Source organism: Aquimarina macrocephali JAMB N27 (assembly GCF_000520995.1).
GTDB lineage: Bacteria > Bacteroidota > Bacteroidia > Flavobacteriales > Flavobacteriaceae > Aquimarina > Aquimarina macrocephali.
Map to the genome: position 1 here is coordinate 135,357 of NZ_JACA01000026.1, position 25,017 is coordinate 160,373.

Sequence of the window (25,017 nt, forward strand, 5' to 3'; positions counted from 1 at the left end):
ATGAAAAAAATACTCGGAATACTTATCATTGTAATCTTAATTCTTTTTGCAGCATGGTATGCATTTATATATTATGCATCATATAGTGAAGGAACCAGAAGTGGCGAGCTCATAAAATTTAGTAATAAAGGAGTAGTATTTAAAACCTGGGAAGGCGAAATTAGCCAAGGGATCTCTGGAGCACAAATATTTAGTTTTTCTGTTGAAAGCCAGAAAGAAGACATTATTAAGAAACTCGAAAAATTTCAGGGTAGATATGTAAAACTTAAATATAAGGAGCGTTTTGCAAAAATTTCCTGGCTTGGAGACACAAAGTATTTTGTGATCGATGTCGTTGAAGAAGACTCTCCACACTTTAGAAATAAATAGTATGGTTCTTACATCATACATTATCAACTAAATGAATACTAGAATGAAAAAGTACAAAACCAATACCGAATCCAGAGTAACTATTTCAGAATTGATGCTTCCCTCCCATTCTAATTTTAGTGGAAAAATACATGGTGGTTATATCTTGTCTTTGATGGATCAAATTGCTTTTGCATGTGCTTCTAAACACTCAGAAACCTATTGTGTTACTGCCAGTGTTGATAAAGTAGATTTCTTAAAACCTATTGAGGTTGGTGAACTTGTAACCCTTAAAGCATCTGTTAATCATGTAGGCAATACCTCTATGGTAGTAGGTGTAAGAGTCGAATCAGAAAACATACAGACCAGTAAAGTAAAACATTGCAACTCTAGTTATTTTACTATGGTGGCCAAAAATGATAAAGGCAAAAGTGTGCCTATACCTGGATTGATCTTAGAAAACAAAACTTCGATACGTCGTTTTGTAAGAAGTATTATACGTAAAGAAGATGCAGTTACAAGGCGTAATCGTTTCAAAGACTCAGAATTTGATCCCGAATCCCATTTCGAAATTCTTGACCAATACAATGTAAAGATTGATTTATAATTAAATCAAGATCATTACGTTATACCATCTATTAGCAAAATCTTTGTATATTTCATATAAAAACCCCGTTATGGAAAATATATTCAAAAAAAATTTAATGTTACTTATAGCTGTACTTTGCTTTAATTGTAGCAGTGGTGATGATAGCCCACAACCTAATCCCGATCCGGACCCTGATACAAATCCAAACCCAAATAAAATTACAACATATGATGCAGATGTTAAGGCTATTATAGATGGTCAATGTGTACGTTGCCATACTGTTCCTGCTCAAAACGGGGCTCCTTTCCCTATGCGTAATTTCACAGAAACTATAGTTGGTGTAAATAGAGATCTTGTACTTTTAGTTAACTCAACGGGAGTAAATGTAATGCCACCAGAAGGTAGGTTGCCACAAGCCACAATAGATATTATCCTGGATTGGGAAGCGGATGGTTTTTTAGAAAAATAACATCCCATTTTTTTAGAGTATCTACTTAAAATACAAAAAAGAGGCTGGAGTTACCCAGCCTCTAAATACATACTCAAAAATATGAAACTACCGTATATTAATTTGTGGTAGCTATAGGAGCCGTATGGCCTCCTTTACTTACAGAACCATCTGTTCCTGTACTGTTACCTCTTAGTAATAATATTCCTGCCACATGTGGTGACGCCATAGAAGTACCAGAGATTTTATTAAATCCTCCATTTAACCACGTAGACCATACCTGACTACCTGGAGCCCAACGATCTACACTTCTTCCGTAATTAGAAGATCCTGCAGGACGATCACCATTTGCCATATTACCAACATTCCAAGAGTTTCTAGTTTGTAATCTTTGTGGTGAATAATACTGTGTATCATCATTACTATTACCTGCAGCCATAGCACCATAAGTTGTTCGCTCTAGGTTTCTAAAAGCATTGTCTGTAGCTGCATCAGTATGACGATTTCTATACCCTATACTATAGTTCCAGGTATCTCCATTCCTTGCATTTCTGGCAACATAATCTACACCACCAAGTATAGCTGCATCACTACCGCTACCCTGTGCGTTTAAAACTCTTACAGAAACAACTGTAGCACCATAAGCCACACCAATAACTCCAGAACCATTATTTTTTGCAGCAACAGTTCCTGCTACATGAGTTCCGTGTCCGTTTTGATCTTGCCATGATCCACCAACAAAACTTCTGCTTCGGTTAGTATCGATATTTAAATCACTATGAGGTGAGATTCCACTATCAATAATCCAGCAAGTTTTACCAGCACCATTTGCTCTACCTACTCTATTTATACCCCATGGTAAAAAGTCTCCGCTAGGTAACCAAGAACCTTTGTTCGCTCCTTTATTATGCACAGTTGCAGGAAGGGCCTTAACTGGTGTTCCCATTTCAACATCCAATGTTCTAATATAATTAGGCTGGATATATGCAATTTCAGGATCATTTTTAAGCGTTTTTACCTGCTCTTCTGATAAGTTTTCTACATGAAAACCTTGGATAGCACTGCTATAGGTTTGTTTTATGTTATCCTCTGCTATTGCATATTTGGATAACGTTTGCTGCGATTTAGCTTTCATACCAGCGCTTTTACCAGAGAGAGATTTATCTTCTTTATAAATTATGATATATTCTCCAGGTATTGCCTGTTCTGCTCCGACTTCTTCAGTAGTATCTATTCCGGTTTCGATATCAGTAACACCATCAGCATCTTTTTCACAACTATAAAAGAAGAGAGAAAAGACTGTTAGCATACTTAAAATTCTCAGTTGAGTTTTCATTATTGTTTGATTTTTTGTGTTAAACGTTTGATTGTAAATTAAAAATGTTGAGCTCTCATTAAAATTTGTTGTTCAAAAGTAGAAATTAATTCAAATAAACAAATACGGCAAACACGTAACAAACAGCTAGTTATGACTCGGTTATTGTTTTCAAAGCAGATAAATCACCTCTTGATTTTCAATAATGCAACAGTGTTGCATTATTGAAAATCAAGAGGTTAAACAAAAAAAAGAATGTCTAAATAGAATAAAATTTCAGAAGAAAAAATCAATACTAGTTTAACCAAATTTAACTTTATTTAACACTAAATTAACTATGAATTAACAAATCAATGAATATTATTCGGAATAAATCAGTATTATTTTTACGGTATTCGTATTTACAAACCGATATTACATTTAAATTTATAATCATTTATTAATACATTGAAACAAAAAATCCATTATTCAACACTTTCACTCATGATCGAACATTAGTTTTTGTGTGATTCCTTTATAAAAACCTAAAAACTAACACTTTCTAAATCCTCCTCCATAAACCCATTTCCTTTTCTTTTCAAGACAACTCGTACTCTTCTTATTATTCTTGCTTTTATAATGTATTAACATCTAAGTTTTTCATCTAAATAATGATAATTATCATTATTTAGATTTAATTAAAATAAAATATTTGTTTCATAATTCAACTATCCAAAAAATGAAACATATCTTTATTCTTCTACTATTATTATCAAATATTTTACGGGCCAACGATACTTTTGATATTTCGGGAAAAGTAACAACAAATAACGAATCCTTACCTTTTGTGAATATATACTTAAAAGGTACTAAAACAGGTACCGTAAGTCAGGAAAACGGGAATTTTATAATTGAAAATATCCCTGAAGGTGATTATGTTTTGGTAGCGTCTTTTACAGGGTTTAAAACGTTTCAAAAACGTATCTCTTTACAAGGAAAGAACATTACAATTGACATCAATCTTGAAGAGGTTGAACTTCTTGATGAAATCGTAATAACCGGAACTCTAAAACCTGTAAAAAGACTTGAAAGCCCTGTTCCTGTAGAAGTATATTCACCAACTTTCTTAAAAAAGAATCCCGCTCCTAATATTTTTGAAGCTTTGCAAAATGTAAATGGTGTACGGCCACAAATTAATTGTAGCGTATGTAACACCGGTGATATTCATATAAATGGTCTAGAAGGACCCTATACTTTGGTTTTAATCGATGGTATGCCCATCGTTAGTGGTTTATCAACTGTTTACGGGCTTTCTGGAATACCAAACTCTTTAATTGAGCAAGTTGAAATAGTTAAAGGCCCAGCTTCTTCTCTATATGGTAGTGAAGCTGTTGGTGGGTTAATTAATGTAATTACAAAATTACCAGAAAACGCTCCCATATTTTTTGCCGATAGTTATGTGACAGATTGGGGAGAAGCAAATTTTGATTTGGGTTTTAAAGCAAAAGTTGGTAAAAAATCCAATATGCTTTTCGGAGCTAATTACTTTAATTACTCAAATCCGATCGATAATAACAATGATAATTTTACAGATGTTACTTTACAAGATAGAATTTCTATTTTTCAAAAATGGGATTTTTCCCGAAAAAACAATCGTGTGTTTTCTGTAGCCGGACGTTTCTTTTATGAAGATCGTTGGGGAGGCGAAATGCAATGGACTCCAGAGTTCAGAGGTGGTAAAGACATATATGGTGAAAGTATTTATACAACTCGTTACGAAGTAATTGGTAAATATCAATTGCCGATAGAAGAAAATATGATGTTTCAGTTTTCCTACTCAGATCACGATCAAAATTCTGCTTATGGAGATACTTTTTATCTAGCAAAACAGCGTATTGGTTTTGGGCAATTAACTTGGGATAAATCCAAACAAAATCACGATTTACTTTTTGGTGCGGCAATGCGCTATAATTATTATGATGACAATACACCTATTACAGAAAATTCAGATAAAATTGTAATTCCTTCGTTTTTTGCTCAAGACGAAATAACTATAAGTGAAAAACATAAACTATTACTTGGAGCAAGATATGACTATGACAAAAGGCACGGTAACATTTTTACTCCAAGATTAGCATACAAATTTAAACCCACAGAACACGACATTTTTAGGATAAACGCAGGAACAGGTTTTAGAGTTGTAAATTTATTTGCAGAAGAACATGCTGCTTTAACAGGTTCTCGGGATGTAATCATAGAAGAAGAATTAAAGCCCGAAAAATCGTATAATGTTAATGTTAATTATCTAAGAAAATTATACACCAAAAACAGTATGATTATCGGTATTGATGCTTCTGCCTGGTACACTTATTTTACCAATGCGATCTTACCAGATTATGATACCAACCCAAATCAAGTTATTTATGATAATTTAGATGGTTCTGCTACAAGTAAGGGCTTAAGTTTTAATTTAGATGCTGTTCTGTCTAGTAACGTTAAAGCTTTGGCTGGATTTACAATTCAAGACGTATCTCAAAAAGAAAATGGTATTAAACAACAACAAGTACTTACCGAAAAATATTCTGGAACCTGGACTATTTCTTATAAAAACTTCAATTATAATTTTACTATTGATTACACAGGAAATCTATATGGCCCAATGCGTTTACCTGTTTTGGGTGAATTAGATCCAAGAAAAGATGAATCTCAAGTTTGGAGTATCCAGAATATTCAACTAACCTATGATGGTTTGAAAAACTTTGAAGTATACGGTGGAGTAAAAAACTTGTTGAACTGGACACCTAATAAAGGTAATCCTTTTATCATAGCAAGAGCCAATGATCCTTTTGATGAAAATGTGGTTTTTGACACTAGTGGCAATGTCATTCCTACGGCAGACAATCCTTATGGATTATCTTTTGACCCAACATATATTTATGCACCAAATCAAGGTAGACGTTTATTTATCGGTTTAAGATATAAATTAGATTAATCATCTTTCATACTATAAAAGCTGTATGCATTACTAATACCTGTCTTCATCTATAAACATGAATTCAAAAAATAAAGCACAAGACCAGATTAAGAAAACTATACATTTTCTTATGCCTAAAACGAGTTAAATAAAAAAACCAGATTGTTAAGTATACAATCTGGTTTTTTATAATTTCTATATATAAAGTACTATTTACTCAAATACATTTTACGTCTCGAATATAGATCATAAAACTGATCATCTTTAAGGTCGTCAATAAACAAAATACTCTCTCCTGTACTTTTCATTTCTGGACCCAATTTCTTATTAACATTAGGGAATTTATTGAAAGAAAATACCGGTTGTTTAATCGCATATCCATTTAGATGAGGTTTGAAATCAAAATCTGTCACTTTCTTTTCTCCCAGCATTACTTTGGTTGCATAGTTTACATAAGGTTCTCCGTATGCCTTAGCAATAAAAGGTACTGTTCTCGAAGCTCTTGGATTTGCTTCAATGATATATACTGTATCATCTTTGATAGCAAACTGAATATTTATTAATCCCACGGTATTTAAGGCCAGAGCTATCTTATATGTATGATCTTTAATCTGTTGCATTACAAACTCTCCCAAATTAAATGGAGGTAAAGTAGCATTAGAATCTCCTGAGTGAATTCCACACGGTTCTATATGCTCCATAATTCCTATGATATACACATTTTCACCATCACATATTGCATCTGCTTCTGCTTCGATCGCACCATCCAGATAATGATCTAATAGTAATTTATTATTAGGGATTTTGCGTAGTAAGTCGACAACATGCTCTTCTAATTCCTGCTTATTGATTACGATCTTCATTCCTTGCCCTCCTAATACATAAGATGGTCTCACCAAAATTGGAAAATCCAAACGATCTGCCACTTCAAGTGCTTGATCTGCAGTTTCTGCAATATCAAACTCGGGATATGGAATATTGTTTTCCTGTAATAATTTAGAGAAATGCCCTCTATCTTCAGCAAGGTCAAGTGATTGGTAACTTGTTCCTATAATCTTAATTCCGTAGCGATCTAATTTTTCAGCAAGTTTTAATGCCGTTTGACCACCAAGTTGAACAATTACTCCTTCAGGTTTCTCATGTCTGATAACATCATAAATATGTTCCCAAAATACAGGTTCAAAATATAATTTATCGGCAGTGTCAAAATCAGTAGATACAGTTTCTGGGTTACAATTGATCATTATCGTTTCATATCCGCACTCTGCAGATGCCAAAACGCCATGCACACAACAATAATCAAACTCAATTCCTTGTCCAATCCTGTTAGGGCCTGAACCTAAAACAACAATTTTCTTTTTATCACTAACAACACTTTCATTAGAAACATATTTTTCTCCTTCTGGTGTTTCTATTTCTGCTTCAAACGTAGAATAAAAGTAAGGAGTTTCGGCTTTAAATTCTGCAGCACATGTGTCTACTAATTTATACACTCTTTTTATTCCTAACTCATCTCTTTTGTTGTAGACTTCACTTTCATAACACCCTACCATATGTGCAATCTGTCTATCTGCAAAACCTTTTTGTTTAGCTTCCAGTATTAATTCTTTGGTAACAGATTGAATGGTATATGTCGAAATTTCTTTTTCAAGATTATATAATTCCTCATACTGTTTTAGGAACCACATATCTATTTTTGTGATTTCGTGTATTCTGCTTAATGGGATTCCCATCTGGATAGCGTCATAGATTACAAATACACGATCCCAGCTGGCATAGGTAAGTTTATCTATAATTTGATCATAGTCTTTATATCCTTTTCCATCGGCACCAAGTCCGTTTCTCTTAATTTCTAATGACTGAGTAGCTTTATGCAATGCTTCCTGAAACGATCTACCAATTGCCATTACTTCTCCAACAGATTTCATCTGAAGTCCTAATGTACGATCAGACCCTTCGAATTTATCAAAATTCCATCGTGGTATTTTTACAATTACATAATCCAATGTAGGTTCGAATAAAGCCGAAGTAGATTTGGTAATCTGGTTATCTAGTTCATCCAGGTTATATCCAATAGCCAGCTTTGCTGCTATTTTAGCAATCGGATATCCTGTTGCTTTTGATGCCAATGCAGAAGAACGAGAAACTCTAGGGTTAATCTCGATCGCAATAATATCTTCATTTTCATCTGGGCTTACCGCAAACTGTACATTACATCCTCCTGCAAAATCTCCAATACTACGCATCATATGGATCGCCATATCACGCATACGCTGAAAAGTTTTATCACTTAAAGTCATTGCGGGAGCAACGGTGATAGAATCGCCTGTATGGATTCCCATAGGATCCATATTCTCTATAGTACAAATAATAACTACATTGTCATTATTATCTCTTAACAATTCTAATTCATACTCTTTCCACCCGATAAGGGCTTTATCAATCATTACTTCATGAATAGGAGAAACTTCTAGTCCACGAGTTAATAACTCGTCAAAATCTTCTTCCTTATAAACTATAGACGCACCTGCCCCACCAAGTGTATATGATGCTCTAATTACAAGAGGAAATCCAAATTCCTGAGCAATCTCTTTTCCTTTTAGATAAGAATTAGCAGTTGCCTGAGGAGCCATTGGAATCCCAATAGAAAGCATTAGTTCTCTAAACTGTTCTCTATCTTCAGTAATATTTATAGCATCAATATCTACTCCTATGATCTCTACTTCAAAATCTTTCCATATTCCTTTTTCATCTGCTTCAATACAAAGATTAAGCGCAGTTTGACCTCCCATAGTGGGTAATACAGCATCAATCTGAGGGTGTTCTTTTAGAATCTGTATTATTGATTTGGTATTTAACGGTTTAAGATATACATGATCCGCCATAGAAGGATCTGTCATAATAGTAGCAGGATTCGAATTGATCAGAATAGTTTCTATTCCATCTTCTCTTAAAGAACGTAGTGCTTGTGTACCAGAATAATCAAACTCACACGCTTGACCAATAACAATTGGTCCCGATCCTATAATAAGTATACTTTTTAGTTTTTCTCTTTTTGGCATGTAATAACAGTATTGGCTTTTCCTATAAAATTATGTATTAGATATAAAAAAAGGCGTTACCTATAAAGTAACACCTTCAATATTTTTAATGAACGTTATCATTAGTGCTTATGTCTTAGTTCAGACGAAACAGATATTTTCTTTCTTCCTTTTGCTCTTCTACGAGCCAACACCTTTCTACCATTTGCAGAAGCCATACGCTCTCTGAAACCGTGTTTGTTTTTTCTCTTTCTCTTCGATGGTTGAAACGTTCTTTTCATTGCTGTATATCTTTATAAATCTTCTTGAAATATCTAACTTGATCTTTTATGAGAACTTCTTCCCAAAACTGCGGGCAAATATACAAAGAGTTTTTACTTTGACAAACGTAAATATCAAATATTTTTTATCCAAAAAAATTAGTTTCTTTGCACAAGAAAATCACAATCCTATTTTCATGAAAAAATCAATCATTTTTATACTAGTACTATTACTATCAATTACCGGGTTTTCTCAAGCTACTTTGCAATATAATTTAAATGTTGGAGATTCTTTTGCAATTCGCCAGGATTCTGAACAGATAATTACACAAGATATTTCTGGAACGAAGCAAACGATCACAAATGATATTAGCGCAGAGATGTCTTTTGTAGTGAAAAAAGTAGAAAATAGCCTGTTTTATATAGAAATGAAATATCAAATATTAAAAATGAAAACGAGTTCTCCCTCTTTAGGAGTTCTTATGGATATGGATACTTCTATAATACCAGATTCTACTGATATACAAGGTCTTATTTTTCAAGGACTTATTAACTCCCCTATTACCATGGTAATGCAAAAAAATGGCAAAATTAATGCTTTAGAGGGAACAGAAGTCCTTATTGATAATATGATAAAAAATGCTGGCATTACAGATCCAAATGCTGTGGCACAAGTACGCACTAGTTTAGATCAACAATGGGGAGATAACCAATTATTGGGTAATTTTGAGCAAATGACCTATATCTATGGTGATAATAAAGCTACATTAGGTGACCAATGGGAAAATGAGTATACTGGGAAAATGAAAAGTAAAAATAAATGGAATATTGCCTCAATTACGGATGAAAATGCTACTATTGCAGGTACATCAGAAGTAGAAATGGAAAATGTAAATGCTAGCGCTACTGTAATCGTATCGGGTTCTCAAAAAGCAATGATAACTGTTAATAGTAAAACAGGGCTTATGCTAGAAGGAAGCACAGAAGGTATCTGTAAAGGAAATACATTAATCTCTACCATGCCGGACACTAAAATACCTACGTCAATAAAATTTAAAAACAACTACAAAACAATAAAATAAGGTTTAAAATGTACAATAAAAATATAAAATTAGTAATCGCAGCAATCGTTACCGGAGTAGCAATATGGCAGATAGTAGAAGGATATGTAGGTAATGGAATTATGCTTATTTTATTAGCTGCTATTTTTGTCTTTTTATACTTTAAAAACGAATTAATTCTCCTGGCTTTCTTAAGGTTACGTAAACAAGATTTTGAGGGTGCCAAAAAATGGTTAAACAAAATCAAAAACCCCGAAAGTGCTCTTACCATAAAACAACAAGGATACCACAACTACCTTCTTGGTATTATGCTATCGCAAACCAATATCACACAAGCCGAAAAACATCTTAAAAAAGCAATTAAGCTAGGATTATCGATGAATCAGGATCTTGCAGTGGCAAAATTAAATCTTGCTGGTATTGCAATGACTAAACGTCGTAAAAGAGAGGCCCAAATGTTACTCACAGAAGCTAAAAAATTAGACAAACACAACATGCTTAAGGATCAGATAACAATGATGAAACAGCAAATGAAGAAAATTTAGGCATACTAATTGTATTAAAAATTACGTTTAATGATAGTTTAATACAATCTTTAGAACGTTTTTTAATTAAGCTAACAACTAAAGTTTTACACCTAAAAAATGTTATTTTTGATGGCATTATATTACATTAGCTACCGTAATCTATTTATAATGAAGAAATTATTAGTATTAGGAATACTCTCTTTATATTTTAGCAATTCCTTTGCTCAAGAAGAAAGACAAATACCATTTTCGGTTGCTATTTCGGCACATATCGTAAAATATAACCAAAAAATTGATCTTGCTTATCAAGATAAAGATTTGGAACGTGCTGAATTCTTATTTGACTCTCTGGTAACTAATCACCTTAGTGGAACTTATATGGATAACTTTAATGTATATCCACTAAAAGGAGATCCTATTCTTTTAAGAGATTACGAAAAACCAATTTTTCTTATTACATATGCTTCCTGGTGTGTTCCTGGCATTGGAGAAATCCCTGCGCTAAATGATCTAGCCGATAGATTTCATGATCAGATTGACTTTGTAGTGCTCTTCTGGGATAATAAAGAAAAATTAAAAGAAAAAGTAAAAGAGTACAATAGCAACATTCACCTAGTCCACATTGATGAAAAAACGAATCAGGATTCATATATTATCAATAAATTAAAGCACGCATTAGGCTTTCCCATGATGTATTTTATGGGTGGAGATAAAAAGATACTGGATATTAGAAAAATTGTTACTCATCACTCAAGTGAAACACTAAGTAACTCTTACAACATCCACTTTAATTCATTATCAAAGGGCGTTTCTCTTTTAATTGCTGATTTAGATTTAAATACTGAAATGAACAATACCGAAGCCGAAGCAAAAGAAAATGAAGATCGACGTACAGATGAGGAACGTGATATTGATGAAGAATATGAAAGATATAAACGAGAACGCGATTCTATAAATATCAAAAAGGATAATAACTAATCACTGTTTTCTTTCTTGCTCTTGTTTTTTAACATCATTCCATAACAAACTTTCACTGGAAACAGGGTATTTGTATTCTTTTAAAAATACTAATTTTGAAAGACTTTTTACCAAAAGTGGTTTAAGAGTTCAAAAAACAATATAATGAATTTACCAAAGGCTTTAGCATTATCTCTGTTCATTTTAACAAGCTGTTCCAACTCTTCAAAAAAGGAAGAAGCAATTATCAGAAACATAGAAAAAGAAGTGCAAAGCACTAAAACTCAAAAAATTAAAATGACAAAATTTTATCTTCTTGTTCATTTTTATAACGAATCTCATGGCAGCATATTCATAAACGGGCTACCCGTACTTTATAGATCTCAAGAAGACACCAAATCTGGTACCAGAAGTAAATCATCGCAGATACCTATAGGAGATTTCCTAATCAACGGGAAGAATACAATACGGCTTTCAGGGAACTTTAAAAAATACGAAATTGGTATTTATCAACCCGAAATTGGTCAATTCATTGATGAAGGTATAAAAATAGAATTGAAAGAAGAAAAACCAGATTTTTTTATCTTTGAAATAGATGGTATTGATGATCGCCTATGGGATCATACTGAGGATTTTGAATCCTCGGATCATAAAAGTTTTGCAGAGTTTGTATCCCAAGTAGATCAAATGATTAAAAAAGGGTTGACAGACAAATATTTAAAAGTCAATCAGGTTAAAATGCAAAAATTATTAAAAGAAAGGAATTCTAACGAGTTATCAGTATTCATGAAAGATCTAGAAGCTGATATTCAAGAATCTTTTCAAACCATCAGAGAAGGAAAAGAATACACCCCAATAGACATTCCTGAGAATGAGGTTACATATCATATCTCTACTTCAAAAAAACTGGCAACAATAACTCATAAAAACAAGCCATATTTTACTGGTTTTATAAATAATAAATATAGTGACGTTTGGGGCTGGAAAATCATATACATGAAGAAAGACGGAGATTTTATACCTATTATAGATTTTTAAGATACTATTATTTTCCAAAAATCATTTTTATCGCCACTATTAACAATACTCCTCCAAAGATTTTTTTTAGTAATGCCTGATTTATAGAAATTGCTAATTTACTTCCTAAATATCCTCCTATAATAAAAGTTATTGCTATTATAATTGCGTATTTCCAGTTCACAAATCCTTCCTGGTAGTAGTTATATGCTGCTAATAGCGTTACAGGAACTGCCAGCACCGCAAGGCTAGTTCCCTGTGCTTCGTGTTGAGAAAAGTTTACCCATAAAATCAGAAGAGGAATCATAATCACACTTCCTCCAATCCCCAATGTTCCACTAAAAAAACCTGCTAATAACCCAATTAAAATTAACGAAATAAGTACTGAAGTATTCACACATTTAAATTTTAGTAATCACTTGGTAACTAGTTATAAAATTAAGAACATATAATCACAACGTTCTCTTATTAAAAGTAGTTTCAAACATTTCCATTTACCAGAAATCCAAACAATAACCGGCATTAGATATTTTTCTTAATGCCATATCATGCCATATTTCATACTACTTTAAAACAAGTAGCTAACTTAGATAAAAAATCTCAAATTATTATTGTCCGGTTGTAGTTTTGTAATAACCTTCTCTTGGTATTTTTATAAGATACTCTTTACCAGAATGATTATTTAAACGGGCTTCTCTAAGCCAGGGATTATGTAGTTTTAAAATTTTATAATTGATATCATATTGCTCGGCAAAAGCAGTGAAATCAGCAATAGGTTCATCTACCAAAACATTAAATGTAGGGATATGAGTATATAAATCTTCATTACTAAAATTAAAGCCGTATTTCTTTGGGTTGCTTAAGATTTCTTTCACTGCAACAATTCTAAATACATATCTTCCAGTCTCTTCTCCTAATAAAAGATCATAGTATGAAGCCACTTTTTGTTTTTCTAGTCGTTTATTAACCCCTGCTCTACCAGCATTATAGGCTGCTGCTGCCAAAGTCCAAGAACCAAATTTTTCTTTTGCTTTTTTAAGATATCTACAAGCCACCATTGTGGATTTCTCGATATGATAACGTTCGTCTACATTTTCATTTACCTCTAGTCCGTACTCTTTAGCTGTGCCTTTTAAGATTTGCCAAAACCCTGTTGCTCTTGCTGGAGATACTGCTTGAGTCAAGCTACTCTCGATTACCGCCAGATATTTAAAATCATCAGGAACGCCTTGTTCTTTAAGGATTGGTTCTATAATCGGGAAATACTTATTTGCTCTTTTAAAAAGAAGTAAACCATTAGATTGCCAGTAGGTATTAACTAACAATTCTCTATCCATTCGCTCTCTTATATCTGGATTTTCTATTGGAACTAATTCTCCAGAAAAATTAAGATTATCTGGCATTGCTATAGCATATACATTATAATCATTTATCAATTTTTCTTCTAGAACTTCTTGTGCCAAAGGTTTTTCTGGCTGATGGTCTTGTGTAGCATTTACTAAAATTCCGAAGGTGAACAGCACACCTAAGAGAACTAAAAATTTCTTAATTGTTTTCATTACTTAAGTAGATTTTGATTTTATTGGGGAATAAAATTTATTTTACAATATAGCGTAAAAAGTTAGATTAACGCAAGTTATCACTAATTATTTCGGGCAAATGTTTATTAAACCACTTAGCTCTATTTACAATCATAACATGAGTTCCCCCATCAACTGTTATACATTTTTTTATATTTGCGATAGGAAAAACGATGTCTTTATCACCATGAATATGAATAAGCTCATCTGGTGTTTTTTCCTGATCCCAGCATACCATTTTTTCAATAGCCCAATCTAAATATCTTTTATCATTAATTGATAAATATTTTTGATACATAGCAGCTCGTTTTTTTGCAAAATCACCAAAAGCCAATTTTTCCCAATTATCTATTTTAGAAACTATTGCTGTAGGCAACAATTTATAGGCCCTGGTTTTTCTGGCAATTTTAATTCGAGTAGGTAACTCAAACTTGTTTTTAACACTCGAAATAATAATAAGTTTCTTTAAATTCAAATACCTACTCATCTCTTGCACCATAACTCCTCCAAACGACACTCCGATCAAGATGCAATTTTTATGCTCAATTTCTTCACACATACGTTTGGCATAATTCTCTATAGATTCATTCTTATCAGGAATCTTCCAAGGTAGGGTTTGAGTCACAAATTTATCCTTGGGAAGCTTAATATATTCGAAAATTGAAACATCTGCTGCCATTCCTGGAACAAAATAAACATGGCTAACTTCCTGCGACATAGGTATTTTAACAGTGGGTATTAAATTTAAAACTCTAATTTTCTTATCTTTGCGTATCAAAATTATAGTATTCCTTTGTTAGAAAAAAGGAAATATTGAGTTAAATTTTTGCAAAAGGGAATTTTAGAACTAACTAATCTTAGTTAGAAGAGGCAAGGTTAAACCTTATTTTTTTTAAGTTAATAACCTTTATTTCAGATAGATATATCTAGAAAACCTTCTCTAATAAGGTTGTTATGATTAGTAAGGTTAACTCCTTATAAACATTTGATTAAATACCTCATAATTTTAAAAAATATGGAGAACATGAGTGCTGTTGAATTAGAAATTATCGACAATGAATTTCTAAGACAATTCGAAACTACAATTGACGGTCAAAAAGCAAAGATCGAATACGCGCTACAAGAAAGAAAAATTTTTCTTACTAAACTTATCATGAGTGAAGAACACCTTGAAAAAGGTTATGAACAAGATTTTATCATTGCAGTATTTAATGTAATTGAAGATCGCAATATTAGATTAGTACCTACTAGTCCTATTATTGCAAAATTTATGCGAAAGAACCGAAGGAAATATAAAGATCTACTTCCTGTCGGAATAAACATATAGTTTACTACATTATTAGTACAAAAAAAGTCTGCTTTACGGCAGACTTTTTTTGTACTATATATAGAACTCTTCTTAGTTTTTACGTCATAAAATCAAATCTCACTATCCCATCTTCATCAATAGTTGTTAGTCTTATCTCGTGTAATGTATTTACATACAACGGATTCCATGGCATTTTCACTTTCACATAATTTTCGGTAAAACCGTGTATATATCCTTCCTTATTTTCAGACTCGAACAGCACTGTTCTTTCTGTTCCCAACTGGCTTTCATAAAACGCTCTTCTTTTCTTTGCAGATAATCCACGTAACATTTTACTTCTTTTCTTTCTTACATCTTGTGAAACCACGCCATCTAAAGCTGCTGCAACAGTATTATCTCTTTCAGAATAGGTAAATACATGTAAATACGATATATCCAGACGAGATAAGAAATTATAGGTATCCAAAAAGCAATCATCAGTTTCCCCAGGGAAACCAACAATAACATCAACCCCAATACAAGCATGAGGCATTACTTCTTTTATTCTATGTACCCTATCAACATATAGATCGCTAAGGTATCTGCGTCGCATTAGTTTTAGGATATGATCACTACCAGACTGTAAAGGAATATGAAAATGAGGCACAAAAGTACTGGAACCTGATACAAAATCTATAGTTTCATTTTTAAGCAAATTTGGCTCTATAGATGAAATTCGTAATCGCTCTATACCATCGACTTTATCTAATGCTTGCACCAGTTCAAAAAACGTATGTTCATGTTTCTTATTTCCATACTCACCTTTACCATAGTCTCCTATATTAACTCCGGTAAGTACAATCTCTTTAATTCCTTTTTCAGAAATTTCCTTAGCATTTTTTAATACATTCTGTAGGGTATCACTTCTTGAAATTCCTCTGGCAAGCGGGATTGTACAATAAGTACATTTATAATCACAACCGTCCTGCACTTTTAAGAATGCGCGGGTACGATCCCCTATAGAATAACTACCCACATAAAAATCGGCTTCTTCGATTTCACAAGAATGTACTTCTCCAAAATCATTCTTAGAAAGATCATTAATATAATCGGTAATCTTAAATTTCTCTGTAGCTCCCAAAACTAAGTCTACACCATCAACTGAAGCTAGTTCTTCTGGTTTTAACTGGGCATAGCATCCCACAGCAGCAACAAAAGCATCAGGGTTTACCTTTTGAGCTTGCTTAACTATAGTTTTAAATCTTTTATCCGCATTTTCGGTAACAGAACATGTATTAATTACATAGATATCAGCATTCTCAGAAAAATCTACACGATCAAAGCCTTCATTTGTAAAATCTCTTGCTATTGTAGAGGTTTCTGAAAAATTCAGTTTACAACCCAAAGTATAAAAAGCAACTTTTTTTTTCATAAAACATAAGTGTCATTTCCGCAGGGGCAGAAATCTCATTATATTTACCCATACCAAAACTCAAAAATATTGAGTCGCTCTAGAATAAATTTTCAGGGTGCAAATATACCAACAATAATTCGTTTACTAAAATTGAAGTGTATTCATTATTTTTTCATAACTCGTTATTTAGCAATAGCTTATATTTTACTAACTCTAATATCTTGTAGAGATTCTTCTCAAGAAAACAGAGATCATTTGATATTTCGGTACAATCAATATGAAAATATAAGTTCATTAGATCCTGCATTTGCCAGAGATGTAGCTAATATTTGGTCTACAAATCAACTGTTTAACAGTTTGATACAACTAGATGATTCATTACATATTAAGCCAGACGTTGCAAAAAGATGGGAAATTTCTGAAGACGCTCTTACCTATACTTTTATACTTCGAAATGATGTGAAATTTCATAAGCACGAACAATTCAAGACCAAAGACAGCACCCGGCATGTTATTGCAGAGGATTTTGTGTATAGCTTTAGCAGATTGGTTGATCCCAAAGTAGCATCGCCTGGTAATTGGGTTCTAAAGACTGTAGAGACCTATAAAGCTATTAATGATACTGTTTTTGAAATCAAATTAAAAAAACCTTTTCCTGCATTTTTAGGATTGATGAGTATGCGGTATTGCTCTGTGGTCCCTAAGGAAGTGGTAGAATTTTACGGTAATCAATTTAGAGCCAACCCCATTGGCACAGGTCCTTTTAAATTTAAATTATGGGAAGAAAATATCAAACTCGTTTTGCGTAAAAATGAATTGTATTATGAAAAGGACAAAAATGGTAAGCAACTCCCCTATCTTGAAGCTGTAGCTATTACCTTTTTACCAGATAAACAAAGTGAATTTTTACAGTTTGCCAAAGGAAATATCGATTTACTAAATAGCCTGGATGCCTCATATAAAGATGAGTTATTAACACCTAGCGGTAAATTGAGAGAGAAATACAAAGACCGTGTTAATATTAGTAAAGGTTCTTATCTGAATTCTGAATACCTGGGCTTCTATCTGGATACAGACAAAAAGGAAATACAATCAGAACTATTAAGAAAAGCTATTAATTATGGCTTCGACAGAAAGAAGATGATCACCTATCTAAAGAATGGCATAGGAACTCCTGCAACACATGGTTTTATCCCCAAGGGGATTCCCGGGTTTAATAGTATTCCCGGTTATGACTATGATCCTGAAAAAGCTCGTAGGTTAGTCGAAACCTACAAAATGCAAACAGGAGAAAACAATCCAACCATACGAATTGCTACAGATGCAAATTACCAAAGTATTTGTGAGTTTATACAAAGAGAGCTCGAAAAAGCTGGATTAAACATCATAGTAGATGTAATGCCCCCTTCGACAATACGCCAAAAGAAATGGAAAGGAAAATTAGAATCATTTCGTGCCAGCTGGATTGCAGATTACCCAGATGCCGAAAATTTTCTATCGCCATATTACAGTAAAAACTTTACTCCCCATGGTCCCAACTACACACATTTTAAAAATGAGACTTTTGATCGGTTATACGAAGAAAGTTTCTTAATAACAGATATTAAAATAAGAGAGCAGCACTATGTAAAAATGGATTCTATTATTATTGCCAATGCTCCCATCGTTCCTCTATATTATGATCAGGTAGTTCGATTTACTCAAAAAAACGTAAAAGGTCTTACCAATAATCCACAAAACTTCCTGGTATTAAAACGAGTGTGGAAAGAACGCATTAAATAACAGGGATTGATGTGTCAAAATCATAAAGGTGTTATAGAATTTACAGAACACAGAAATGAGTTGATTTGTCATTCCGTTGAAGAACGGAATCCATTATTAATAATACCTCTGAAAAATGGAGCCCAGCCTTTAGTTTATCCTGAGCCGAGTCGAAGGGCTGGGATGACAAAAAACAATAAATCACCAACTCCGTAGAGCCTTCTGATTTAGCGAGATAATTATATTACACAAACACAAGAAAATTATTTTTCATAACCCTTTCGCCACTGCTTGGTGTCTTCAAAGACCTGTTCCAAAATCTGCTCTTCTTGTTTTGTAAATTCAATTTTCCTTCTAGACATAACTACATCAGCCACTTCAAAAGCTTTTTTGGTTAAATAAGTGCTAAAACCTGCACTCCCTCCCCAGCTATAGCTAGGCACAAAATTACGAGGGAAACCTGTACCAAAAATATTAGCATTTACTCCCACAACAGTCCCAGTATTAAACATGGTGTTGATACCACATTTAGAGTGATCGCCCATCATTAAGCCGCAGAATCGCAATCCTGTCTTTGTAAAGCTTTCTGTTTCATAGTTCCATAAACGAACTTCGGCATAATTATTTTTAAGGTTAGAGGTATTCGTATCTGCTCCCAGATTACACCACTCTCCTATTACAGAATTCCCCATATATCCATCATGACCTTTATTAGAGCATCCAAATATTACCGAGTTATTGATCTCTCCTCCTACCTTAGAATGCACTCCAATAGTAGTGCCTCCATAAATCTTTGCTCCCATCTTTACCACAGCACGATCACAAAGTGCAAAAGGCCCTCTAATCATACTGCCTTCCATGATTTCGGTATCTTTTCCTATGTATATTGGTCCTTTACTAGCATTAAGCATTGTAAATTCGAGTTTTGCTCCTTCTTCAATAAAAATATTTTCGGGAGCAATACAATTATTACTTTCAGGAATAGGCTGACTCTCTCTATCCTGTGTTAATAGTTTAAAATCATCAGCAATCGCTTGTTCATTTTTTGAAAAAATATCCCAGGTATGCTGTACCGTAAACACATCAGTATCATGTGCTATTATTTCATAGGTCTCAAAATCTACCTCCTGATCCTCTTTGACGTAAAAAGCGATAGGTTCATCATCGCAAAAAATAGCTTGTTCGGGTTTCAGGTTTTTAATTGCTGTTACCAATTGTTCTGATGGTAAGTAAGAAGCATTGATCATTACATTCTCTGCTAACTCTACCATAGGAAATTTTTCACTTAGGTATTCTTCTGTTACTGTAGAAGTAGTAGATCCCAAATATTTCTCCCATTTCTCGCGAATGGTTAATATCCCAATCCTAATCTCGGCAACTGGTCGTGTATAAGTAAATGGTAATAACGCATTACGTGAAGCACCGTCAAAAAGAATATAATTCATGTTTCGATTTCAAAAAATTAGTTAGTTATACGGCTGCAAAAATAAAGACGTTAATGTTAAAAATAGTGCTGTTTGGCGAATTTATTTGTAAAATAACATAAATAATATTTAAGAGTAGATACATCACTTCGAGTGAAATTCTGTAAGAATTTAGTATCGAGAAGTACTTTTTAGTTATAAATTTTCTTGTTTTCGATACACCAAATCAGAGATTTAGCACTCAAACTGACGAAAATTTCTTATCCATTATTCATGTTAAAATAATAAAATGAGCTTGTCTTAACCTGAATTCGATCTAAGAAAATCACGTCGATTCGAGTGCCATGTTTTTGGGCATGGTGTATCGAGCCCTTCGACACACTCAGGATGACAGGGTTTGGGATCAAAAAAGCTATTCTCGATACAGTTTTTCTCCATGTCATCTCGAGCGTAGTCGAGAGATCATTCTGAAAAACCACTCGAATTGACGCTTTTTTAAACATCATAATTTACGTCGAACTCAGATGCTAATTAATGTGAATTTTAGGACGGGACATAACATAAAAAAACCTTTCCGTTTGGAAAGGCTTTCTATTATAATATATACTACTAAATTACTTTTTGAATTTAGCGTATTTGTTTTTGAATTTGTCAATACGTCCTGCAGTATCGATAAGTTTTGACTTACCGGTATAGAAAGGATGTGATGTTCTTGAAATTTCTAATTTCACTAACGGATACTCTACCCCCTCTACCTCTAAAGTTTCTTTAGTATTGGCTGTAGATTTAGTTAAAAAAACTTCATCGTTAGACATATCTTTAAAAGCAACTAATCTATAATTTTCTGGGTGAATATCTTTTCTCATTGTAGTATTTCTTTTCTATTTTCGAGGTGCAAATTTACAACTATTTTTTTAAATGCAAAATTATTTCACAAATAAAGAAAACTATAAATGTAAAGGTTAAGAAGGTTGACAACCACAAATCCAATCAAGTAGAGCTTCAAGCTCAGGATGTTTTCCTTCACCTACAGCAGAACAACAGTCAGAATTACCATTTTTATCAAAATTTGTTTTTATATTTATTCTCAGATATTCAAATTGATTGGCAATACTATAAAATTCTTCTACAGTCATATTTAAAGTTACAAGTTGATAATACACATCAAGAAATGCTTGGGTCTGATCTCCTAAAAACTCCTGGACCATAGCCTCTAATTCAATAGGATTCAATGGTGCTGTCGCCGATTTTTGAGATATATCTTTAATAAACGCCTCATACTTCCCAGTTTTAATGGCACTATTATTAAACTCAATAATAGTTTGCTTCACCAGGTATTCTTTCTCTGTCAATGAAACTTGTGTAGATTCCTCGTCTCGGGAACAAGAAACTACAATAAGGAAAGAAATCACACATGTAAAAAGTAATAGTTTTCTCATAAATACTAGTTTCGTTAATATATTTTTATACAATTCAAATTGGGGTAAGTAATCTTAAAAAAGTTTGTTTTATGAATAATTCAAATAACTTAATTCCTAAAACACAAGATATCAACTGGTTACTCCTCTATAGTTATTTTTATCGAATCCCCTTATTTTACGCCTGTTGACACCATATTTTAAGTACGGTAAAACCGTAATAATTTAGTAAATATACGACAAAAATGTAAATTACATCGATAAAGTGCTATTTTTACAATACTAATACCAATACCTTTTTATTATATTTGCGTACTTAATGGTTCGTAAACAACTAAAAACATTTATACACTATGGAAGAATTTACCATTTCTATAAAAAGGTATATATTAAAATATGGAGTAATTCTAGGCATCTTATCTATCATTTATAACATTATTATCTATACTACTGATAATATGATTAATAGACATTGGTTATTTACATTATTAAGTGCAGCCATACTTATTAGTATTATTATTTACGGTATATACTCTTTCAAATTAGCTAATAATGGTTTTTTAAAATTAAATGAAGCTTTAAAATTAGGAATAGGCATTGCTATAATAGGTGGTGCAGTACCTTTCATATGGAATTTTCTTTTAATAAATGTCGTAGATCCAGAAATGATTAATCAAATGGTTAATGCTCAGAAAGAAGAGATGATAGCACTAAATCCTGACATATCTCAAGAGGAGATTGATCGAGGTATAATGATCACGAAAAAATTTAGTTCATCTTACATGATAACAGCTTTTTCATTAATTTCAAATTTACTATTTGGTTTTATTACTTCTTTACTTGGAGGAGCCATCTTGCAAAAGAAACGAAATGTTTTTTGATGTATGCATCTACTTATTACTCTATAGCCTATGTCTATTATATCTAAAAATACTAAGTAGACATTAGTGATCAATACTATAAATTTATTACTCATCCTGTAACAATTTACTATATTTGTGTACTTATGGTTTATAATAACCAAAACTATTTTATATATGGAAAATGATAAAGCATCAACCAAGAAAATTATAATCAACTACGGAGTAATCCTGGGGATTCTCTCTGTCCTAATGGGGGTAGTAGTCTATGTTATGGATGGATATGCTGAGCAAAACTGGGTACATTCTGTTATCGGTTTAGCAATTATGGTAGGTGTTACCGTATACGGGATAAAAGCCTATAAAGCTGCTAATGGTGGATTCCTTAAACTTGGTGAAGCTATAAAAATTGGGCTAGGTATTGCTCTTATCGGTGGTATCATAAGTGTTATTTGGACGATTCTATTAATGAGTGTTATAGAGCCGGATATTGTTAACCAAATGAATGAAGTACAGCGTGAACAAATGATCGAGCGTTTTCCTGATATGCCAGAAGAACAATTAAATCAAAGCCTGGAGATGACTAAGAAATTTACTACTCCATATATGCTTTCTGCATTTGCATTAATCTGGAGCTTATTTATAGGATTTATCATTTCCCTATTTGCTGGGTTAGCCATGCAAAAGAAACAAGACTTATATTAATATATCTGTGGTCATACCACTGCTTAATAAATTACAGAATAGGATTGCAAAATGCAATCCTATTTTTTCATAAAACTAAGTATTTTTCAGTTTCTTTATAAAGGAAGAAGGGTAAATCCCTGTTTTTTTATGAAATGCTTTTGCAAAAGACTCACTCGTCTTAAATCCCATTTCTTCGGAAATCCCTTTTATAGAGTATCTTCTAAATTTATCATCATCCCTTAATCGCTCAATTGCATATCCAATTCTAAGATCATGCAAATAATTAGAAAAATTCTTTTCTTTATAAATATTGATGATTTTTGATAGATAAGTTGAATTCGTTTTTAATTCTTTGGCTAACACACCAAGTGTATATTTTTTATCCAGATATCGTTTACTACTTTCAAAATCCTTTATGCCTTCCAAAATTTTCTGGATTACCTCCTCCGAAATATGTAAATCATTAAGATGTTTTTCTTTCTTCGTATTAAGTTTTGGTTCGGTTTCGACTACTTTATTAGTATATGAAACGACGGCACGAAAACTTTTTCGATAGCGTTTACGGTCGTTATGAAGATAAATCATGATCCCGACAGAAATAATGAGCAACAAGATCGTTACGATTATAGTTATTCTATAATTCATACCACTATCTTCTAATTTAGAAATTCTGGTATCTTTATTAGAAACTATCAAAGGTACGGTATACTCGCTAATTATTCTTTGTAATACATTTGTTGTATTATTACTCTGCAAACTGTCAATTTTAGATTGCCTTTGAAGATACAATGACTCTTTCTCAATATCACTCTGTTCTTTAAAATGATTAATTAGTAGTTTATATCCTTCTTGTAGCTCAGGAATAATATCTTCTTGGATTTGAACAACGGAATCCATCTTCATTAAATAATCAGCACTCTTATCTTTTGAATTAATACCAGCATAAGCTTTTCCTAAATAAAAATAGGAGGTTATTAGTCCCTGGGGTTCATTACTTTTTCTTAGATACTGTAGTGTTTTAGATATACTATCAATTGCATTCTTATATGTTTTCTTATGATAATCAGTAATCCCAGAGTTAAGGGCAAACAAAGTATATCTATGCTTATCTCCAATATCCAATGTTCCTCTAATTCCTAGGTTATTATAATAAGTAGCAGAGTCCAGTATTTTTAGTTGATTAAATTCATTGGCTAGATATAGCATATCCTGAAAACGATCATCTAATTCTTCTTCTGAAGCATATTGATAACATTCTCGAAAAATCTTTATCGCTTCTTCATGTCTTCCTATTCTACTTTTTAGTCGTCCAATAGATCGATTATACCTATAAAGCGTCCTTGAGTTAGATTTTTTTGTAATAATCTGGTCTGCTTTTTTATAATTGTTCCAAGCCTCCTGAAGCTGTCCTTTTTTCAAAAAATAATCCCCTTTTAATAAATATCCTCTGGTAAGAAGGCCATTGTTTTTTAAACCTTTGGTTAATTCAATAATACTATCTGCATATTTAAGACATATTTCGTTCCCCTCATATAAATGGGAAATTAAAAAGAAGCCGTGTGCAATTACAAGATCTTCATTTTCATTTTTCCCTTTCTCTAAGTATCTATTGGCATATAGACAAGCTTTATCTGGATTCTCCTTATAATTATCAAAAAACAATTCATACAACTCAAAATAAGTCTTTGATTGAATAGAGTCGGGAATTTTAAAATCAACTTCACTTTCCTGAGCAAGTAGTTTACAGTGAATGATAAAAATTAAAAGTAATATTCTTTTCATCTATTTTTTTGACACATCAAAATGTCTTCTTCAGATATTATTATGCTATAAAAACAGGGTAAGCTGTTTATCATAGTACAAAGTTTAAATACTATCTTCAATACTTTACTTTCCATAAATGTTCTAACATAAATCAATTTCACAAAAATAAAGATTCATTTTACATTTCATGCAATAGAAATCTAACTAACAACATTTCATTATATTTGAACGTTTACTTCTTTTTTAGGATAATCAATATATGGAGACTAACGTAATTTCTACTAAAAAATACATCATCAAATATG

Annotated in this window: 23 protein-coding genes; 12 read left to right on the top strand and 11 right to left on the bottom strand. The window is 32.5% G+C overall.

What is annotated here, in order from left to right; all coding sequences use genetic code 11:
• The 3 genes from Z054_RS0116600 (at window position 1) to Z054_RS0116610 (ending at window position 1,406) form a co-directional block, all read left to right on the top strand.
• Complete coding sequence (locus Z054_RS0116600; protein WP_024771169.1) at window positions 1-369, top strand: hypothetical protein; 369 nt, start codon at window positions 1-3, stop codon at window positions 367-369.
• 43 nt (window positions 370-412) lie between these two features.
• Window positions 413-955: an acyl-CoA thioesterase gene (locus Z054_RS0116605; protein WP_024771170.1), complete on the top strand. Its 543-nt coding sequence runs from the start codon at window positions 413-415 to the stop codon at window positions 953-955.
• Window positions 956-1,025: 70 nt separating this feature from the next.
• Window positions 1,026-1,406, top strand: a complete 381-nt coding sequence (locus tag Z054_RS0116610) for a c-type cytochrome (RefSeq protein ID WP_024771171.1) — start codon at window positions 1,026-1,028, stop codon at window positions 1,404-1,406.
• 97 nt (window positions 1,407-1,503) lie between these two features.
• Here Z054_RS0116610 and Z054_RS0116615 read toward each other — a convergent pair whose 3' ends face one another.
• Complete coding sequence (locus tag Z054_RS0116615) at window positions 1,504-2,721, bottom strand: S8 family peptidase (RefSeq protein WP_024771172.1); 1,218 nt, start codon at window positions 2,719-2,721, stop codon at window positions 1,504-1,506.
• A gap of 697 nt (window positions 2,722-3,418) precedes the next feature.
• Between Z054_RS0116615 and Z054_RS0116620 the strand changes: the two genes are divergently transcribed.
• On the top strand, window positions 3,419-5,671 hold the full coding sequence (locus Z054_RS0116620) for a TonB-dependent receptor (protein WP_035092311.1): 2,253 nt from the start codon (window positions 3,419-3,421) through the stop codon (window positions 5,669-5,671).
• Window positions 5,672-5,862: 191 nt separating this feature from the next.
• Here Z054_RS0116620 and carB read toward each other — a convergent pair whose 3' ends face one another.
• Together carB and rpmH are read right to left on the bottom strand one after the other, a co-directional pair.
• Complete coding sequence (gene carB, locus Z054_RS0116625; protein ID WP_024771174.1) at window positions 5,863-8,715, bottom strand: carbamoyl-phosphate synthase large subunit; 2,853 nt, start codon at window positions 8,713-8,715, stop codon at window positions 5,863-5,865.
• 101 nt (window positions 8,716-8,816) lie between these two features.
• Entirely contained in the window at window positions 8,817-8,975 is a 159-nt protein-coding gene (rpmH, locus tag Z054_RS31055) for a 50S ribosomal protein L34 (RefSeq protein ID WP_074410140.1), read from the bottom strand.
• Window positions 8,976-9,151: 176 nt separating this feature from the next.
• Here rpmH and Z054_RS0116630 point away from each other — a divergent pair, with 176 nt between their 5' ends.
• The 4 genes from Z054_RS0116630 to Z054_RS0116650 all read left to right on the top strand — a co-directional run bounded on the left by Z054_RS0116630 (window position 9,152) and on the right by Z054_RS0116650 (window position 12,537).
• Complete coding sequence (locus Z054_RS0116630) at window positions 9,152-10,036, top strand: DUF6263 family protein (RefSeq protein WP_024771175.1); 885 nt, start codon at window positions 9,152-9,154, stop codon at window positions 10,034-10,036.
• Window positions 10,037-10,044: 8 nt separating this feature from the next.
• Window positions 10,045-10,560 carry a hypothetical protein gene (locus Z054_RS0116635; RefSeq protein ID WP_024771176.1) on the top strand — a complete coding sequence of 172 codons (516 nt, stop codon included), beginning with the start codon at window positions 10,045-10,047 and terminating at the stop codon, window positions 10,558-10,560.
• Window positions 10,561-10,710: 150 nt separating this feature from the next.
• Window positions 10,711-11,520, top strand: a complete 810-nt coding sequence (locus tag Z054_RS28735) for a TlpA family protein disulfide reductase (RefSeq protein WP_024771177.1) — start codon at window positions 10,711-10,713, stop codon at window positions 11,518-11,520.
• 144 nt (window positions 11,521-11,664) lie between these two features.
• Window positions 11,665-12,537 carry a hypothetical protein gene (locus Z054_RS0116650; protein WP_024771178.1) on the top strand — a complete coding sequence of 291 codons (873 nt, stop codon included), beginning with the start codon at window positions 11,665-11,667 and terminating at the stop codon, window positions 12,535-12,537.
• Window positions 12,538-12,544: 7 nt separating this feature from the next.
• Here Z054_RS0116650 and Z054_RS0116655 read toward each other — a convergent pair whose 3' ends face one another.
• From Z054_RS0116655 to Z054_RS0116665, 3 genes are all read right to left on the bottom strand, one after another.
• Window positions 12,545-12,913, bottom strand: a complete 369-nt coding sequence (locus Z054_RS0116655) for a sulfite exporter TauE/SafE family protein (RefSeq protein ID WP_024771179.1) — start codon at window positions 12,911-12,913, stop codon at window positions 12,545-12,547.
• A gap of 211 nt (window positions 12,914-13,124) precedes the next feature.
• Entirely contained in the window at window positions 13,125-14,075 is a 951-nt protein-coding gene (locus Z054_RS0116660; RefSeq protein WP_024771180.1) for a lytic transglycosylase domain-containing protein, read from the bottom strand.
• A gap of 67 nt (window positions 14,076-14,142) precedes the next feature.
• A complete protein-coding gene (locus Z054_RS0116665) occupies window positions 14,143-14,814 on the bottom strand; it encodes an alpha/beta hydrolase (protein ID WP_024771181.1) in 672 nt (223 codons plus the stop codon).
• Between the two features lie 297 nt (window positions 14,815-15,111).
• Between Z054_RS0116665 and Z054_RS0116670 the strand changes: the two genes are divergently transcribed.
• Complete coding sequence (locus tag Z054_RS0116670) at window positions 15,112-15,423, top strand: GNAT family N-acetyltransferase (RefSeq protein ID WP_084050413.1); 312 nt, start codon at window positions 15,112-15,114, stop codon at window positions 15,421-15,423.
• 79 nt (window positions 15,424-15,502) lie between these two features.
• Here the strand turns inward: Z054_RS0116670 and mtaB are convergent, their stop codons facing one another.
• Complete coding sequence (gene mtaB, locus Z054_RS28740; RefSeq protein WP_035092315.1) at window positions 15,503-16,816, bottom strand: tRNA (N(6)-L-threonylcarbamoyladenosine(37)-C(2))-methylthiotransferase MtaB; 1,314 nt, start codon at window positions 16,814-16,816, stop codon at window positions 15,503-15,505.
• 132 nt (window positions 16,817-16,948) lie between these two features.
• Between mtaB and Z054_RS0116680 the strand changes: the two genes are divergently transcribed.
• The gene (locus tag Z054_RS0116680; RefSeq protein WP_241461421.1) at window positions 16,949-18,580 is read left to right on the top strand and encodes an ABC transporter substrate-binding protein; all 1,632 of its coding nucleotides are present in this window, start codon (window positions 16,949-16,951) and stop codon (window positions 18,578-18,580) included.
• A gap of 242 nt (window positions 18,581-18,822) precedes the next feature.
• On the opposite strand, the gene Z054_RS0116690 is transcribed toward Z054_RS0116680, so the two are convergent.
• The 3 genes from Z054_RS0116690 to Z054_RS0116700 all read right to left on the bottom strand — a co-directional run bounded on the left by Z054_RS0116690 (window position 18,823) and on the right by Z054_RS0116700 (window position 21,422).
• Complete coding sequence (locus tag Z054_RS0116690) at window positions 18,823-20,004, bottom strand: GlmU family protein (RefSeq protein ID WP_024771185.1); 1,182 nt, start codon at window positions 20,002-20,004, stop codon at window positions 18,823-18,825.
• Between the two features lie 593 nt (window positions 20,005-20,597).
• The gene (locus Z054_RS0116695; protein ID WP_024771186.1) at window positions 20,598-20,849 is read right to left on the bottom strand and encodes a type B 50S ribosomal protein L31; all 252 of its coding nucleotides are present in this window, start codon (window positions 20,847-20,849) and stop codon (window positions 20,598-20,600) included.
• Window positions 20,850-20,945: 96 nt separating this feature from the next.
• Window positions 20,946-21,422: a hypothetical protein gene (locus tag Z054_RS0116700; protein ID WP_024771187.1), complete on the bottom strand. Its 477-nt coding sequence runs from the start codon at window positions 21,420-21,422 to the stop codon at window positions 20,946-20,948.
• Window positions 21,423-21,754: 332 nt separating this feature from the next.
• On the opposite strand from Z054_RS0116700, the gene Z054_RS0116705 reads away from it, so the two are divergent.
• Complete coding sequence (locus Z054_RS0116705; protein ID WP_024771188.1) at window positions 21,755-22,282, top strand: DUF4199 domain-containing protein; 528 nt, start codon at window positions 21,755-21,757, stop codon at window positions 22,280-22,282.
• Window positions 22,283-22,438: 156 nt separating this feature from the next.
• Window positions 22,439-22,966 carry a DUF4199 domain-containing protein gene (locus tag Z054_RS0116710; protein ID WP_024771189.1) on the top strand — a complete coding sequence of 176 codons (528 nt, stop codon included), beginning with the start codon at window positions 22,439-22,441 and terminating at the stop codon, window positions 22,964-22,966.
• A 75-nt stretch (window positions 22,967-23,041) separates the two neighbouring features.
• Here Z054_RS0116710 and Z054_RS0116715 read toward each other — a convergent pair whose 3' ends face one another.
• Window positions 23,042-24,730 (bottom strand): AraC family transcriptional regulator, encoded by a 1,689-nt coding sequence (locus Z054_RS0116715; protein ID WP_024771190.1) that lies wholly within the window; start codon window positions 24,728-24,730, stop codon window positions 23,042-23,044.
• Between the last annotated feature and the right edge of the window lie 287 nt (window positions 24,731-25,017).